This is a genomic window from Nostoc sp. NMS7, assembly GCF_017115085.1.
In the GTDB taxonomy this organism is placed as follows: Bacteria; Cyanobacteriota; Cyanobacteriia; order Cyanobacteriales; family Nostocaceae; genus Nostoc.
Window position 1 is genome coordinate 1 of record NZ_JABXKJ010000025.1, and the last position, 15653, is coordinate 15653.

The following is a 15653-nucleotide window of genomic DNA, read 5'->3' on the forward strand; positions in this document are numbered from 1 at the left end:
GCAGCGTAAAAGATTAGACATAAAGTAGCGATCGCTTGGCTCATGCAGCGGCTTTATCAAGTTGCTGAAACTCGTCGTCTGACAGATCAAGCTGCGCGGCAGCAATGTTCTCTTCGAGGTGAGCAACTTGACTTGTTCCCGGAATCGGCAGCATATTAGGACTTCGCTTCAGTACCCAAGCCAGTGCCACTTGTCCCGGCGATGCGCTGTGTGCCTTGGCGATCATGTCTACCGGTCCGCCTGACTGGGCGAGGTCGCCGGAGGCTAACGGATACCAGGGGATAAAGCCGATACCCTCATGCGTGCAGTAGTCAAGTACCGCCTCATCAGCCCGGTCTACGAGGTTGTAGCGGTTCTGCACCGTGGTCACGGGGAATACCTTCCGTGCAGCCTCGATCTGCTCCACTGAGACTTGACTCAGCCCAGCCCGCGCAATCAGTCCCTCTTTGAGAAAATCGGCGATTACACCAAATTGCTCGTCTTGAGGCACCTTAGGATCGATGCGGTGCAGTTGCCATAGGTCTAGCTGCTCCACTTTCAGGCGGCGCAGGCTCATGAGTACACACTGGCGTAGATATTCGGGACGACCTACCGGCGGCCACTCATTCGGACCTGTACGGGTCAGCCCACCCTTGGTGGCGATAAATATGCCGTCATAGGGATATAGTGCCTGGGCGATCAGTTCCTCAGCGACGTTAGGTCCATAGCTATCCGCAGTGTCGATGAAATTGACTCCCAGATCGGGCAAGCGTTTCAATACTTGTAGTGCCTCCTCCCGGTTTTTGGGTTCACCCCACACCCCTTTGCCCGTAAGCTGCATGGAGCCAAAGCCCAGCCGCGTCACTGAACGATCCAAGAGAGTAAATTGTCCAGAAGCACTAGCATTAAGTTCAGACATAGTGTAAATCGGTTGGTGTAAATTGGTTGGAAGTGTCCGATCTCGATAAGGGATCAATTGTAGTTATGCCTTGGGTTCAATTAATCGGTGGGTGCTTTAGACTGCCACAGTCACCAAGGCAACTTTATCTTTAAGTGGTTTACCCATTACAAGCTTTTTTGCTGTTGTACAGTGACAAATTAAATGGCCTTGAGACAAATTCCTGTCATCAAGTTAAGCCTTACCCACTTTAGTAGGGCAACAATTTGTATTGATACTGTCTGCTAAGTTCCCTGTGTTGCTTCTAAGCGGGAGCGCTTACAGGATAACGTTTTCAGCCGTTTGAATGTGAAAAAACGGATTTGTCATTTTGTGACACTTTTAGGATTTGTCAGATTTGGCATATTTCCCAACATCTCACCCAACAGGCGACAGCATCGACAATGCCGCCGCCCTTATCCTTATTGGATTAATAAACTGCAACTATCTAGCGGTGACAAGCTGACCTGTAAAGAAGAATGACCCTCCATTTTGTCCATTACCCTGTAGTGGATTCCCTTGTAGATTATTAAACAGACGAAGCTCAATTGTCCCTTCTACTGTTTGAGTTATCGGATTAAAAGTAGCTCTATAATCATTTCTTGCAATACCGCTACCACCCTTGTTTGAGAGACTAAAGTTGAGTGCCCTACCTGTAATCGCCTTCTTTCCATTACACGCCCAAGTACCCTGAGAAGCGGTAAAAGGATCAAACTGACCTGAAACACCACCTTGGTTTGAGTCACTACTAATCAAGTTGCCTTCTTCAGTAAGAGTGATCAACGCGCGTGAAGCAAACTTTCCTGCTTTGTCTTTAATTGTCGTGAGGTATGTACCAGCGACAAAATTGCTGCAAACTGTCAGTTTAGAATTGGTATCAGTTAGAGAGTCAGCCTTTACTTTTTGAATGTTCCAAATATCCAAAATGCTGACTGTGGAAAGTACACCAATTGTTAATCCAAGCAAAGTTTTACGAATTTTCATGAGAAACAGTAGTAAATATTTTATGAAACTCTACTTAGAAACATATACATAAACAAGAAATATTTTTGGTAAATTTTGGTTAATTCTTAATTAAAAAAGGCGTAATCACTTCCCAATACCCTAACGGTGACTATTAGCATCAATTTCAAGCTTTTGGTTAGTTTCTAGCTCTACACCACTTCTAGCCACAGGTGAAAGCATCGCCAAACTCGCCGCCTTAGCCGAGGTCTTACGATGCCCTTGGGCGTGTAGATATCTTGGGTGAACAGGGTAAGCTAATGAGCATTTAAGTTGCATAACACCAAGGCTGAAGCCCTTACTACAAGCGAATCAGTCTGGAAAAATGAATGACGATTAGCTTACAACATTCTCGAATTCGGCAAGCGCTAAACAGGCAGACACCGAACAAGATACGATGCCTGCGGCGGGCGTAGCCATCGCGATCGTTGTCCAAGCCATGACTAAAAATTAGCTGTATCTCTGACTGCGTTAGAATCTTAGCCCGTCCGTGCCGGTGTATTTTCATTTTTCGACTGTAGATCCCTGTAATCCACAGCCTATAACGATTTGACACCTGATTCTCTACAGCAAATTACAGCCACAAGTCTGGTGAATAAATTGATCTAACTTTCCAATACCTTTGCCAATTTACGCGGGTTCAACACCTGTAGACAGGTTATCAATACGTCCTAAAGAAGTAAGCTTGGCGAAAGTATTGACATTTCCAACATTTTTCTTAAGATGAAAATACTTTCAACGTGTTATGTATGACCAAATATATTCACGGATATACTAGAAAGGAACAAGACCGCCTGTTCCGACAAAGCGTTTTTTTAGAATCTTACATCTACAATAAGATTGATTTTTCTAATTGTAATCACATTATTGAAATAGGTTGTGGAGTAGGAGCGCAAATACAAATTTTATTAAATCATTTTCCGCATTTAAAAATTACTGGTGTTGATATTTCCGAAGCGCAGATTAGTCGTGCTGGCGAATTTCTCAAGTACCATATTGAAGCCGGACGGGTATCACTGCATATTACTCATGGGGAAGTACTTCCTTTCCCAGATCAATCCTTCGATGGTGCGTTGATCTGCTTTGTTCTAGAACATATCAAGAATCCCATCTACCTCCTCAAAGAGGTAAAACGGATAATGCAATCAGGTACTAATCTTTATTGCACAGAAGCGTTTAATACAGGTTTATATATCCATCCAACTTGTCTAGCTTTTCAAACTTACTGGGAAATCTTCAATCGCTACCAAGAGCAATTAAACGGAGATCCAAACGTGGGAGTAAAACTCTCTAACTTGGCATTGCAGTCCGGTTTTTCTGAAACTACTCTTGACTATATTCCTCTTTACTTAGATGGCAGAACTAAAAATATCTCACAGAGGACAGATTTTATTGATTTCATTACTGAAGTTTTGCTAAGTGCCGCTCCTGCTTTAATTGCCCTGGAAAAAATTACACCCTTATTACCAGACGCAATGATACTAGAATTACAAGAAATAAAAAATAACCAAGACAGTATTTTCGTTTGGCCATTAGAGCTACTTAAAGCTGTAAAGTGTACAGAATTTTAGTGTTCAGCACAAGAGATGTCTAATGGTGAAGTTGTTCCCCATAGCGCGTCATGAGGTTTGTTAGAAACCGACAAGTGCTGTTAAATTGCCATCCAAATTTGCTATTTCCTCATCCAAATTTATAGAGGCTATTACAATAGAACCATCTCTTCTTACAGCCCCACAAGACAATATTGTAAAAGTTGAAACATTCACAGCACAATTTGTAACAGATGATGCGAAATTACCACCGTTATACCATACTAAAGCACCATCGTTGTTTGCTATACTCTTACCTAAATCTATGGCACTTATTTTCAGTTGTCCTGTGCGGCTATAGCAGTAAGCTTGCAAAATAAGTCCACCATGCCTTTCACCTTGCAAATTGCCGATGACCAGGGAAACAGTAATATTTAGACACGACGCTGTAAAACCACCTCCTGCTAACGCTGCATTTTGTTTGAAAAGGATTAGTGTTACGACTAGTGAAAGAATAAATATGTACTTGGTGAATTTAAACATTAGAGAAAATCCTTACTTTTGGCTAGTTTAAACGCCTTAATGTTACTACTTCTGTTTGCAGCCATATCACGATCCCAGACCACGCCCAAAGTCATCTCGCCAAACTCTCGCTCGGTGCGATCGCACCTAGACAAATTGATGTGCTGACAATCCGAGAACTCAAGCGAATGGCTAGCTCTTTGGGGGTGAAGAACTATAGCAGCATGAGAAAGAGCCAGTTGATTGAGCGGATACTAGCCAAGGAATCTGTAGCAGCGTAGTGGGTCATGGGCAAGTGCGATGCCTGCGGTGGGCGTAGCCATCGCGGTCATGCTCTAACCCATGACTGAAAATTAGCTGTATCTCAGACTGTGTGAGAACTTTAGCGCGTCCGTGCCGATTGATTTTCATCGTCAGACTGTAAAACCTGTGATCCACAGCCTACAACGATTTGATGCCTGATTAGTCAGAATTATTTCCCCCCCTACTACACCATTAGCACCATCCACAGAAAGCGAAAGAATCGAAGTTCCGATAAGTAAAGGTTGCGACAAATTCAACTTTTCTACACCCATACCAAGTCCTAAAGCAAACTAAGTAATAAAGTAGATTTGGTGGGAAAGGTAGGATGTTTTAGTGTTTTACTATTTCCGTTGATTTTGCTAGTTACACTTGTTAGCGTGTTATTGAACTGATATTAGGATTTATGGATATGAAAACGATAGAAATTAAAAATTTGCAAGCTCCAGAAATTGAGGAACTATCAGACGACGAGGAGTTGACGATAGTTGGGGGATCTACAACAGCTCTGAAATTCACTGCGGGGCCAATAACTACGACAATTTATATTGCTTCTGGTTCTTCAATTGATTGGATGTATGACAATGCCTAAAAATTGCTCTAGAGCATTCTGGCGGGGGTAGCAGTGGGCGAGAGTTTCTCAAATTATGAGTATTAAGCTAATCGTCATTCATTTTTCGAGACTGATTCGCTTGTAGTAAGGGCTTCAGCCTTGGTGTTATGCAACTTAAATGCTCATTAGCTTAGCCAAGGAGCGGGTTATATTCGTTTGCGTCCACAGACTGTCTATTTTATATAAAAACAGTGGTCTGTGGACGCAGCCGAAAGCCACGCTGTATAAGCGATTCGGTCAAAATGTAGGGTTTACGTCCACAGGGGTAAATTAGCCCAAAATTGGGTCTGTGGACGTGAAATTTTGCAAAGATGTTTGCCAGGGGTGGCGGACATGTAGCTACACGCCGAATGCCGAATGCCGAATGCCGAATGCCGAATGCCGAATGCCCAATAACCACGCTAGTAGTTTGGAGTGATGCCTACGACGGGGCATAAGAGTTATGCCAGACCCAACTAACAAAGCATAACTATATGTGGGGCAAAGCAGGAGACGCGGCAACGCCGCCGTCGTTAGGCAATGCAGTTGCCAGTCCAGTCCTACGCGCCTGGGGAGGATTGCCAGACATCCGGGAAAAGTTAAGCCAATGTTGAGAGACGCGATCGCGCGGAATTAATATTTCTTACCATAGAAATCTTCAGGGGATTCAAGCGAACTTCCGTTAAAAAAACCAATGGATTAAAATCAGGCATTAGCTTTTAGGAAGATGATCAAGCTATTCTAAATCCACAACCTGTTATATCCTCTAAGAAGATTAGAATAACAAGATGAGGAACTTTCTCCAGGGACTAACCCAAGAACTGCGATGCCTTCTCTACGAGACGCTACGCGAACGGCGGGCGCAGCCATCCCGTAAACCGACTCTGCCAGCGATGCCTGCGGCGGGCGTAGCCATCGCCTACCGAGAGTGGGAAAATCGCAAGCGATTGGATGCCATCGATAAAGCCTTGGAACAGATAGAAGCCGCGCTCATCAAAGTTATGCCAGAATAAACCAACAAGGCATAACCATTAGTGACAATGACTTATCCGCTCTGTGCAAGCGATCGCTTATTGAGACGCGGCAACGCCGCCGTCGTCAGGCAACGCAATTGCCAGTCAAACCCGCTATACCACATAACCACGCTGATAATTTAGAGCGATGGCTGCGCCCGCCGTTCGCGTAGCGTCTCGTAGAGAAGGCATCGCAAACTAGGAGACGCGGCGGAGCCGTCGTCGTTGGGCAACGCAGTTGCCAGTCCAGTTCCATGCACTAGTTTTTGGGAAGATGAACAAGCTGTTCTAGAACCACAACCTGTTATATCCTCTAAGAAGATTAAAGTAACAAGACGAGGAATCCTCCCCAGAGATTAACCCAGAGATTGCGATCGCCAATGGAAAGGACGGTTACGCCATCGCTAACCGAACGAATAACCAAGGAGACGCGGCGATAGCCGCCGTCGTTCGCTTGCGTCAGCAAGCAGTCAAGGAGACGCGGCGATAGCCGTCGTCGCTCGGCAACGCAGTTGCCAGTCCAAAATCCCATGCCATCACAAGCAATCGCACCTGGGGACACCGAGCCACCTATTATAACATGAAGCTGTTAACGGAATTAATTAACTAGTTAATGTATATATAAGAGAAGGTTAACAGTTATGCGGACATAGCAATCTAACAGGTATGCAATGAAATAACCAGATGCTAGAACCTAGTCACAGCAGGGATTTTGGATATAGCAGCAGCCATGTATATTAGGACATAGAATGGAGCGAATTCGGTGTCATCTCATAGTCTGTGATCATATTATGTCCAAACCCTACAGTTATGACTTGCGCCAAAAAGTTATCCAAGCCATTGAACTAGATGGCTTGAAGAAAAGCGAGGTCAGTGAACTGTTCAATATCAGCCGTAATACTATCGATCTTTGGCTGAAGCGCAAAGCAGCAACGGGGGATTTTCAGCCAAAAACAAACAAACCGCCCCGTAGCGATCGCAAAATTACTGATTGGGACAAGTTTCGTGAGTTTAGCAAAGTTCATGGGGATAAGACCCAGAAAGAGATGGCAGAACTTTGGAACAGTGATATCAGTGCTCGTACAATTTCAAGGGCGTTGAAGAAAATTGGATTCACACGAAAAAAAAAACTTATGGATACCGGGAACGCGATGAAATCAAACGGCAACAATTTATAGAGAAGTTAGCCAATTGGGAAGTAGAGGCAATAGTCTACGTAGATGAGTCAGGTATGGACAATCGTGAGGATTACGGCTACGGCTGGAATGAAAAAGGTCAGCGCTTTCATGCTCTCAAATCAGGTCGGCGTCAGGGACGAGTTAACATGATTGCAGCGTTGTCTAACCAGCGTTTGATTGCACCGTTTACAGTCGAGGGCGCTTGCAATCGAACTGTATTTGACCCGGATTTCTCACAAACTCGAAAAAAAACGGGATAAAAACTGCTAAAATGTATATATGGCAAGTATTTCAGCAGTTATAAACGATGATTCGATCCACAAGGCGATCGCTCCCAAAACAGTTCAGATTTGAACAACCAAAGTCACCACCAGTTGTAGTTAATTTCCAGGGTGGACAGGTAACATCTGATGCTGGATTAAGCTTAATTGCTGAAATAGACAGAAAACTACAAATAACATCACAGTTTGCAGAGTGTTTCCAAGATTACCGAAAACCAAATCGAACTGACCATACGGTAGAAAGCTTAATTACACAAAGGATATACGGACTGGTCCAAAAGTGTTGAATGTTAAGAGAAATCCGATAAAAACAGCCCAAAATATGTTAAATTTTGGGCTGTTTTTATCGGATTTCTCTTAACATTCAACACTTTTGATTGAACTGTTATTGAAAACAGTTGATCAAGAGCCGTCAGATTTTGGTTACGAATTTGGTCGATGGACAGCAGAGAGATTAGCGACATATTTAACAGAGCAAACAGGCATTGACTTAAGTAGCTCTCAAGTTAGGAGGATATTAAAACAAGAAAAGTATAGTTATATCTGGGCTAAATATGACTTAAAAGATAAACAAAATCCAATAATTAGAGCAGAGTTTCAAGAAAAACTTGCCCAATATTTAGCGATAGCAAGAGTAGACCCAAAGCGAATGCAGGTATGGTTTTGGGATGAGAGTGGTTTCAGTTTACGGGTGATTCGCCGCAAGAATTGGGGTAAGCGAGGAAAACGCAAAAATTTTACAGGACAACGCCGAATATTTTCAGGAGTTCGACCCCAAGATTATTTTAATCCTAGATAATGCTAGTTTTCATAAACGTAAGGATATTCTCACTAAAATTGCTCAAGAGCTACCTAACTTTGTACTAGAATTTTTACCTCCATATAGTCCTGACTACAACATTATAGAATTAGTCTGGTATTCATGTAAGGAATACATTGCTCATCGTCTATTTCAATCAGTAGATGAGTTGAAGTCAATACTTGATAAGCTATTAAACCAGGGTGAGTTAGTCATTAAGTGGCATCGTCAGATCAAAAACAAGGGAAATAGTAGCTATGTTGCAATTTGAATGCTGATTAGCTTATTACTAAGGATACCTTGAATTCATCATTGATAACCCGCTATTATAGCTCCTCTGAACTCTGGTTCTCTTGCAATAAAAAGTCCTCTGAACTCTGGTTGTCTTGCAATAGGAACTGCTGGGGGAAGAGGTTGAGGATTTATACCACCCACAATCAGATATGATTCGTGTTCGGATATTTCTAGATAAAGTTGATTTTCCTTTTGATGCAATTCGGTAATCTTGATGCGAGCCATTTGTCAATCTCCTGGTTTTTAGATGAAGTTTATTGACATACCTCACCGCCTTAAAAGTGCAGTGATTCCTTGACACTTCATTGGGATATACTACCAAGGCAGTCTTACGTTCCTTCGATGTCCGTTTAGAGTCTCCCAATATCTTATGGCGACTTACTTGGCATCACCGTGCCAAAAAAGGTTTTTTGTACGCTAAGAAAATTTCAAGTGCCTGAAACGACGATTTTTCGTTCAAACTTGATCAAAACTAGCAGCACAACCATAGTTCTTTCACCAAAAAGCACTTCTTAAAAGGCTTACCCCATCTTAGTTTCAGCCTTAGCGTACAATTTACCCGGTTTGGCACGGTGACGCCTCCTACGATATGCAGTTCTTGAGTATATAGACAGGAATAACCTCGCCTCCTGATGTGCGATCGCACCTCATCCGGGTCAGCATTTTATTGTTGTATAAATACGCAAAAAAAAGTTGCCCCGACTCCAAACGCCTTTTGCTCAGGCTCTCAAGGATATCGAAACAACAACTAATTTCTAAAGGCTAGTATACCACAAAATAGCTGACTAACTGCAAAAACTGAGAGAGAGAAGTAAAAAATCCTTGAGAAACTGAATAGCAAAAGGCGATAAAACCACCACGATTTATCACCTATTGCCATGTTTAAAAATCAAAATAATAAAACACCTTCTGTCAAATCAATTATAGATAAAGACGGTGATAACGGCAAGTCTAGAAGTGAGAAACAGAAAGATATAGAGATAGCCAAAAGAGTTGTTAGCAAGGCTTCTCAACTGGGCTTCACAATTCATCCTGAACAATTCATCTTAGCCGCTACTGAACTTGAAGAAGATAGTTTTGATGCCCCTGACTGGCAAGCATTCAACCCAATACATAATGCTGATGAAATTGTAGCAGAATTAAAAAATATTCCTGAACCTTGGGAGCTAACACCGCTACGAGATAAGCGCCCATATCTTAAAAACTGGCAGGATGAGAAAACATTAGCCAGAGATTTTATTGAAAAAGCAATTTTAGAAGGCGAATTAAAAACTAGCAAAAAAACAGGGCGACCATTTAAGCTTTATGCTTCAGGATTTGGGCTAAAAACAGGCGATATCTCTGATGGAATTCTTGCCATTGATGTAGATGGAAGTAGCGCACAACCAGTATTAAAAAAATTAAGCAATGGGGAGCTACCAGAAACTATTAGCTGGAAATCTGGCAAGCCAGGGCGATATCAAATAGCTTTTCAAATCCCAGAAGAACATAGAGAAGCAGTAAATAAATTCACTAGAGCCGTAGTAAACCAAACAGATGATTTAAAATGCAATCCTGGTGAGCAATTAGAATTTCGATACAACAGGATGCAATCATGCTTACCACCTTCACGGCATCCTGAAACTGGTAGCTACCAGTGGATAAATTCACCAGAGGATATCGAAATTGCGATCGCACCTCAATGGTTGCTTGAACTGCTTCCTAAATTGGTAGCTAAAGAGCAGGAAGAAAGCAGCAAGAAACAGAAAAATAAAAAACAATATGATGGTAGCTACGCGGTAGGATTTAGCGGCGATGATAACCCCTATGATGCACGGAATTTAATTCAATATTGTGAAGGGTATCGGGAGAAAAACAACGACTGGCTTGAGGCTAGATGCCCAGTACATAAAGGTGTCAGCACAACATCACTAACAGTAAACCGCCATAATGGTAAATTCCAGTGCTTTAATGATTGCTGTAACAAGGACATTTATAAAAGCCTAATTGAATTAGCTAAAATCAACGGGGTGGTATTCCCTGCTAGAGCTAACGATAATCAAAAATCTAAGCAGAAATCACCCGAACAGATAGCCCAAGATAATGCACAATTTGAAGCTGAAAAAATAATTCACGGGCAATTAGAAGGTATTGATTTTGAGAAGACAACCCAGCAGGGCATAACAATCACCCGTATCAATAAAGAAAAACTCTCTCCAGAAGATTTAAACCTTGAGAAAGGGAAGATATCAATAGTATTGAGTGCTAAGGGTACGGGTAAAACTGAAGGATTACAGCCGTATATGCCACACTACAAAGCAGTATATTCATGGCATACACGGGTAACTCTAGCGATTAAAATGGCTTATGATTTGGGGCTTACTTATAAAAGCAAGATTGATAATTTCCTGCTATCAACTAAAGCCTCATTCTGTGCCAATTCTGCTTATAAATTTCACCCAAAGGTACTGCAAGATAACGCATTCCTTTTATTTGATGAGTGCGACCAGATTTTTGATTATACTTTTGATTCTCTCTGCAACAAAGACGGCATCAGACCGCTAATATTGGCGACTCACAAGGCGCAATTGGTAGCTACGCTAACAAACGGCTCGGCTGCTTATATGAGTGCGGATATCAGCCAAAAAGAGATTGACTACATCAGTGCGATCGCACCTGCTAACGCGAAGATTGAATTGATAGTAAATGATTACAAGCCCAAGAAGGGTAAATTGAAATTCTCAACAGATGGTAAGCCAGATAGTGTAATTAAAAAATTATTGGCTGACCTTGACAACGCTATCCCGTGCTTCCTGCTGGACGACTTCAAAAATGGCTATCGTGGCTGCAAAACAATTGCTGAATTTATCCGCAAAAAACGCCCAGATTTAGCCCCTTATATTGTGGAGATTAACGGGGATACCAGTGAGCAGGAAGAGATTAAAAATTATGTAGAGCGAATTAATGAGAACTCAATTAACACAATGCTCCTATCGTGTAGCCCATCAATTATTTCGGGCATCTCCCTGACCAACGGAAGATTTAATAAGGGTGTGTACGGCATCATCAACGGCATCCTCACCCCTAATAATGGCTCTCAGGGATTTGCACGGGTGAGAGGGGCAGAGAACATTAATGTATGGGTGGCAAACTCTGGGATTAATTACGAGGCTAGCCGAGCAATAACACCCAGCGAGGTAGATAAATATTATCAAGATAATTATCACGCACGAAACAAAATCTTGCTAACTTATCAGCCTGAATATAATCCAATGAAGCAAGAGTGGCACTCACCACACTGGCAACTATTCTGTCAGAATTCTGCATTAAAAAATCTTGAGATGAGACGGCTACGGTATTGGTATCAACAGAAATTAATTGACGATGGCTATGAGCTAATCGAAACCAACTTTGGTATAGACGCTAGCGGTATTGGTGATTCACTGAAAGAAATAGCAGGGGAACTCAAATTAGAAGAAATTGTGCAAATATCTGATGCAAAAGATTTATCCTTTCATGAAGTGCAGCAACTCAGCAATAAAAGCAATTCTGGTGAAAATTTGACACTGGAAGAGAGGCAGCAATTAACAAAGCATCATCTCAAGGATACTTTTGGAGATGAATTAATAAGCGAGGCAAAAACGACGATACCCACAGGGGAGGAATTATCTGGATTAAAAGCGATCGCATTTATGAATCATCGGAACGGGCTTGAGAATTCGATGAAAAGATTCTATCGAAACTTTCACCAGGAAACTGCTGATATCGCCTCTAGTGATACCTACATTGAGAATAGGCAGCAGAAACTACGCCCTGATATTGCTGAGTGCAATAAACGCTTTCCCAAGGATATTAAGTGGCAGCTACGCGAACGTAAGCTGTGGGAGTTTTTAGAATTTCAAAGCTATCTTGACCCAACCAGAGAATATTATCCAGAAGATTATCAGCCGCTAATTAACAAGGTGCGGAAATATATCGAACCTATCAAGCAAGCTACGGGCTATAACTTCGAGAAAGCAAGCGACGGGCAAATAATTGCTTATCTTCATGGGATGAACGGGTTGCGCCTGGAGGTAAAACAGAAGCGCGTAAATAACAAGGTAATTAAGGTAAAAACCATTACATCAGAGTCTTGGAGTTTTGCACAAAAATTCGTAGCCCGGCAGGTAGAACGAAAACTAGGTTTTGAGGGTGTCACACACCCCCCTATACTTCTAGTAAATGGTATTTTAACAGGGGGGTGTGTGACAGCAGAGAAAACTATACCCAGCAATACACCCAGCCATTTTGAAGCACCATTAACTGCAAATCCTCTAACAGGCGATCTGGGAGGGGGTGTGACAGCAAAATCCGAGCAATTAACACTAGACCTTGGTGATTGGACTGAGTATTATCTGATACATAATAAAGAGCGCGATATTTGCAACGACAATCACGACATATACAGCTACGAGGATGGTGATTAGTGATTAACGGGGTAGCTACCAGAAACGCGATCGCATTCTCCGAAGGGCGATCGCCCCTGACCTCTAACAAAGATGCACACGATCGCCTCTGCGGGTAGCTACGCCCCAGCATCCTACTAACTTGACCCCAGGTGCGATCGCTCCAAACCTTTCCTCTAAGAAAAAAAACAAAAGGCATCAACCAAACGCTGATGCCTAAGAAGAAAAATAACCAAAAAATGGATAGATAAAACAACAACTATCCAACTTGTCAAGGATTCAAAAATCAACAACTCCATTGTAATTGCTGTTCTATCTTTTCAGGGAATAATAAATATTAAACGGGGGTAAAATAATGGACATTGTAGATCAAGAAGTTCAGAGGGTAATCGCTCGGCAGGAAAAGCAATTAGTTTTGGAAATGGGAGAACTTTATAAAAGGAAGTATGAGCTAATGAATGAACAGGCGGCAATTCAATATGCGAAACAGATTGCTAAAAAATTAGATATTAACTATGGGAGTGCTTTGTGTGTAGTCCACTGGCTCGAAGAACTTTTAGAAATCTATCCCCAGGATAAAAGTGAGGCAGATATATCCGCGAAAAAACGGCAACGGTTAATTCATTTGGGAAGATTAATAAAAATCGCCGCAGGAGAAAAAGGTCTAACTTTTTGTAAAAATCAGCTTCCCCCATATGCGGTCAAGAATTTTGAATCACTGCTGGATTATAACGATGAATGGAAAAAGAATAAACTAAACCGAACAATCACATATTAGCCCTATTTTTCTGCTTGTAACCCCTGGAATATGTACAGGGTCATTTCACCTGTGTAGTATGGTCTAAATCCCTGCGCTGTGTCTGTTTCACCTGGATGTCGTCAAATCCCCATTTCCCGACATTTACCACACAGGAAACAGGAAATAACATTAAAAAATAAGTTTTATTTCTCCTTTTTGAAATAAAAATACTACATGAAAATACTAAATAGAGTTTATTAATTAGTTAAAAATTTTCAACTAATTAATTTACTTCTCCCTTTCCAAGACATCAGAGTAAATTAATCATGAATCTTAGCAATTTTCGCATTAAGACTACTTTAGCGTGTTTAGCAATACTTGCAGGTACTGTTATTCCAGCATCTTCTACTTTCGCTCAAAGCGTACCAACCAATGCTGTACTTGGTGGTAATGACACAGACGGTACACCTCTATATGTATGCTCCGGTATATACAACAACGCAGTTTATGGAGGTAAATACCGTTCTGATAGAAATTATTGTGATATGAGTTATGCAGGGTCTGAAGTTTTTTCATCTCCATATAACTATGTCGTTGTAACATATCCTCTGGACGTAAACAACAAAGGTCAAAGGACTGCGTTATATTGGGAACCATCATCATACCTACAAGCAATACCTGGAGACGCTGTGCCTACAGGTTTTGAAAATGGTTATAGTCTTTATTCGTGTAGAGCTTCATACAATGGTGGAATTGCAATAGGAAAAGTAATCCAACAAAAACTTTGTGACTTCGGTTATGGAGGCTTGGAAATTTCTACTACCTCGTATGATGTGTTAGCAACATACCAAGTAGGAAAAAGGTAGTAAAAATCTCCCCAGATAGCCGGAGTTTTGCCCGATACAAATGTACTACCCGTCATTAGATGGGTTTTATTTTGACCATTACACGGTGTTAGGTAGCTTCGTGATGGAATAACCATCCTGCTTTTAGTATTCCGGCAGAAACAATAAAAGGATATTTGGAAGGCGAATAGGTCAATTCCGCCGAGGTGGAACTTTCCAATACCTCTTCCCCTAACGGGGATAATGTGCGTCCAAATCAAGGTTTTGGTTAGTGTCTAGTTCTACACCATTACTTGCCATAGGCGATAGCATCGACAACGCCGCCGCCGCTCCCAATACCTGATCGTCAGACACTTCTAGATATCTCTGTAACTGTTCTAAATTCCGATGCCCTGAGATTTCCTGAATAACTCTTAGAGGTATGCCTGCATTGCTCATCTGCGAAGTGCGCTACGCCGAAAACTATGCGTCGATACGCCAATTATCTCAACTTGTTTGCAAGCTCCTCTCAAAATCCTAGAAGCTGAGTCTTCGCTTATGTGTCCACCACTGCGACCGGGGAACAGATAATCATCCCCTGCCAGTGGGTAATATTCAACCAATAACCGCCGTAAGTCTTCAATCACTGGGATTGATCGGGTTCCAAGTTTACCCTTAGTGTTTGACTTCCTAATAATGAGCCGAGGTCTGATACTTCCCTTGGGTGTGTAAATATCATCAGTCAACAGTGTGCAGCATTCGCGGATACGGCAAGCGCTAAACAGGCAGACACCGAACAAGGTGCGATCGCGGTCATCTTCTAACCCATCACTGAAAATTAGCTGTATCTCTGGCTGTGTGAGAACCTTAGCGCGTCCGTGCCGATTAATTTTCATAGCCTGTCAACCGCGTTGTTGCGATTAACAGACTACTACCAAAAGTTAGCCTGTGATTAAGCTACTTGTTTTTTCAACTCTTGTATCAATGCTTGACATTGAAGACTGGCATCTCTGGCTTGCCGCATCAAATCAAGTTTTCGTTTGCGATTTTCTTTGGGTTCAATGGGTATTGAACGAGCTTGACTGCTTAATGATGCTGCTAAATGGCTATATTCCCTAATTTTCGCTTTAAGCTCATCCATCTCTCATCCCTCATGTTCTGAAATTGCAACATCTAAATTTTCCAGTATCCGCTCAATAAGTTGCGGTAAGCAAAAATTATTAGCGATTGTTGAATCAAT

At 42.0% G+C, this 15653-nt stretch carries 19 protein-coding genes and 3 pseudogenes; 11 read left to right on the forward strand and 11 right to left on the reverse strand.

The genetic code is table 11. The features are described from left to right. Positions 1–40: 40 nt before the first annotated feature. The 4 genes from HWQ38_RS01765 to HWQ38_RS01780 form a co-directional block, all read right to left on the reverse strand. Positions 41–898: an aldo/keto reductase gene (locus HWQ38_RS01765; RefSeq protein ID WP_292789540.1), complete on the reverse strand. Its 858-nt coding sequence runs from the start codon at positions 896–898 to the stop codon at positions 41–43. A gap of 462 nt (positions 899–1360) precedes the next feature. Then, positions 1361–1900: a hypothetical protein gene (locus tag HWQ38_RS01770; protein WP_292789541.1), complete on the reverse strand. Its 540-nt coding sequence runs from the start codon at positions 1898–1900 to the stop codon at positions 1361–1363. Positions 1901–2020: 120 nt separating this feature from the next. Further along, positions 2021–2197 carry a hypothetical protein gene (locus HWQ38_RS01775; protein ID WP_292789542.1) on the reverse strand — a complete coding sequence of 59 codons (177 nt, stop codon included), beginning with the start codon at positions 2195–2197 and terminating at the stop codon, positions 2021–2023. A gap of 22 nt (positions 2198–2219) precedes the next feature. Continuing rightward, positions 2220–2426, reverse strand: a complete 207-nt coding sequence (locus tag HWQ38_RS01780; RefSeq protein ID WP_292789543.1) for a hypothetical protein — start codon at positions 2424–2426, stop codon at positions 2220–2222. A gap of 241 nt (positions 2427–2667) precedes the next feature. Between HWQ38_RS01780 and HWQ38_RS01785 the strand changes: the two genes are divergently transcribed. Then, on the forward strand, positions 2668–3489 hold the full coding sequence (locus HWQ38_RS01785) for a class I SAM-dependent methyltransferase (protein ID WP_292789544.1): 822 nt from the start codon (positions 2668–2670) through the stop codon (positions 3487–3489). 60 nt (positions 3490–3549) lie between these two features. Here the strand turns inward: HWQ38_RS01785 and HWQ38_RS01790 are convergent, their stop codons facing one another. Beyond that, positions 3550–3990, reverse strand: coding sequence for a CVNH domain-containing protein (locus HWQ38_RS01790; RefSeq protein ID WP_292789546.1), 441 nt, complete (start codon positions 3988–3990; stop codon positions 3550–3552). A 140-nt stretch (positions 3991–4130) separates the two neighbouring features. On the opposite strand from HWQ38_RS01790, the gene HWQ38_RS40310 reads away from it, so the two are divergent. Next, positions 4131–4250 (forward strand): Rho termination factor N-terminal domain-containing protein, encoded by a 120-nt coding sequence (locus HWQ38_RS40310; protein WP_366933208.1) that lies wholly within the window; start codon positions 4131–4133, stop codon positions 4248–4250. A gap of 4 nt (positions 4251–4254) precedes the next feature. Here HWQ38_RS40310 and HWQ38_RS01795 read toward each other — a convergent pair whose 3' ends face one another. Further along, on the reverse strand, positions 4255–4380 hold the full coding sequence (locus tag HWQ38_RS01795; protein WP_292789548.1) for a hypothetical protein: 126 nt from the start codon (positions 4378–4380) through the stop codon (positions 4255–4257). A 2-nt stretch (positions 4381–4382) separates the two neighbouring features. Continuing rightward, a complete protein-coding gene (locus tag HWQ38_RS01800) occupies positions 4383–4544 on the reverse strand; it encodes a hypothetical protein (RefSeq protein WP_292789549.1) in 162 nt (53 codons plus the stop codon). 137 nt (positions 4545–4681) lie between these two features. Between HWQ38_RS01800 and HWQ38_RS01805 the strand changes: the two genes are divergently transcribed. From HWQ38_RS01805 to HWQ38_RS01815, 3 genes are all read left to right on the forward strand, one after another. Next, positions 4682–4861, forward strand: coding sequence for a hypothetical protein (locus HWQ38_RS01805; RefSeq protein WP_292789550.1), 180 nt, complete (start codon positions 4682–4684; stop codon positions 4859–4861). A 332-nt stretch (positions 4862–5193) separates the two neighbouring features. Beyond that, positions 5194–5319: a hypothetical protein gene (locus HWQ38_RS01810; protein ID WP_292789552.1), complete on the forward strand. Its 126-nt coding sequence runs from the start codon at positions 5194–5196 to the stop codon at positions 5317–5319. Positions 5320–5649: 330 nt separating this feature from the next. Then, positions 5650–5874 carry a hypothetical protein gene (locus HWQ38_RS01815; protein WP_292789554.1) on the forward strand — a complete coding sequence of 75 codons (225 nt, stop codon included), beginning with the start codon at positions 5650–5652 and terminating at the stop codon, positions 5872–5874. 322 nt (positions 5875–6196) lie between these two features. Here HWQ38_RS01815 and HWQ38_RS01820 read toward each other — a convergent pair whose 3' ends face one another. Next, positions 6197–6436: a hypothetical protein gene (locus HWQ38_RS01820; protein ID WP_292789556.1), complete on the reverse strand. Its 240-nt coding sequence runs from the start codon at positions 6434–6436 to the stop codon at positions 6197–6199. A 229-nt stretch (positions 6437–6665) separates the two neighbouring features. On the opposite strand from HWQ38_RS01820, the pseudogene HWQ38_RS01825 reads away from it, so the two are divergent. The 3 genes and pseudogenes from HWQ38_RS01825 to HWQ38_RS01835 all read left to right on the forward strand — a co-directional run. After that, positions 6666–7276, forward strand: a pseudogene (locus HWQ38_RS01825) (IS630 transposase-related protein); the annotation flags it as partial. 83 nt (positions 7277–7359) lie between these two features. Beyond that, positions 7360–7620 (forward strand): transposase, encoded by a 261-nt coding sequence (locus HWQ38_RS01830; RefSeq protein WP_292789558.1) that lies wholly within the window; start codon positions 7360–7362, stop codon positions 7618–7620. A gap of 89 nt (positions 7621–7709) precedes the next feature. Continuing rightward, a pseudogene (locus HWQ38_RS01835) lies at positions 7710–8403 on the forward strand (IS630 family transposase); the annotation flags it as partial. A 38-nt stretch (positions 8404–8441) separates the two neighbouring features. Here HWQ38_RS01835 and HWQ38_RS01840 read toward each other — a convergent pair. Continuing rightward, positions 8442–8651 (reverse strand): hypothetical protein, encoded by a 210-nt coding sequence (locus HWQ38_RS01840; RefSeq protein ID WP_292789560.1) that lies wholly within the window; start codon positions 8649–8651, stop codon positions 8442–8444. A gap of 653 nt (positions 8652–9304) precedes the next feature. Here HWQ38_RS01840 and HWQ38_RS01845 point away from each other — a divergent pair. From HWQ38_RS01845 to HWQ38_RS01855, 3 genes are all read left to right on the forward strand, one after another. Then, positions 9305–12871 carry a plasmid replication protein, CyRepA1 family gene (locus HWQ38_RS01845; RefSeq protein WP_292789561.1) on the forward strand — a complete coding sequence of 1189 codons (3567 nt, stop codon included), beginning with the start codon at positions 9305–9307 and terminating at the stop codon, positions 12869–12871. A gap of 334 nt (positions 12872–13205) precedes the next feature. Continuing rightward, positions 13206–13628: a hypothetical protein gene (locus HWQ38_RS01850; RefSeq protein WP_292789563.1), complete on the forward strand. Its 423-nt coding sequence runs from the start codon at positions 13206–13208 to the stop codon at positions 13626–13628. 287 nt (positions 13629–13915) lie between these two features. Continuing rightward, a complete protein-coding gene (locus HWQ38_RS01855) occupies positions 13916–14455 on the forward strand; it encodes a DM9 repeat-containing protein (RefSeq protein ID WP_292789565.1) in 540 nt (179 codons plus the stop codon). 210 nt (positions 14456–14665) lie between these two features. Here the strand turns inward: HWQ38_RS01855 and HWQ38_RS01860 are convergent. Both HWQ38_RS01860 and HWQ38_RS01865 read right to left on the reverse strand, forming a co-directional pair. Beyond that, a pseudogene (locus HWQ38_RS01860) lies at positions 14666–15309 on the reverse strand (site-specific integrase). Between the two features lie 56 nt (positions 15310–15365). Further along, complete coding sequence (locus HWQ38_RS01865) at positions 15366–15554, reverse strand: hypothetical protein (RefSeq protein WP_292789567.1); 189 nt, start codon at positions 15552–15554, stop codon at positions 15366–15368. Positions 15555–15653 lie beyond the last annotated feature (99 nt).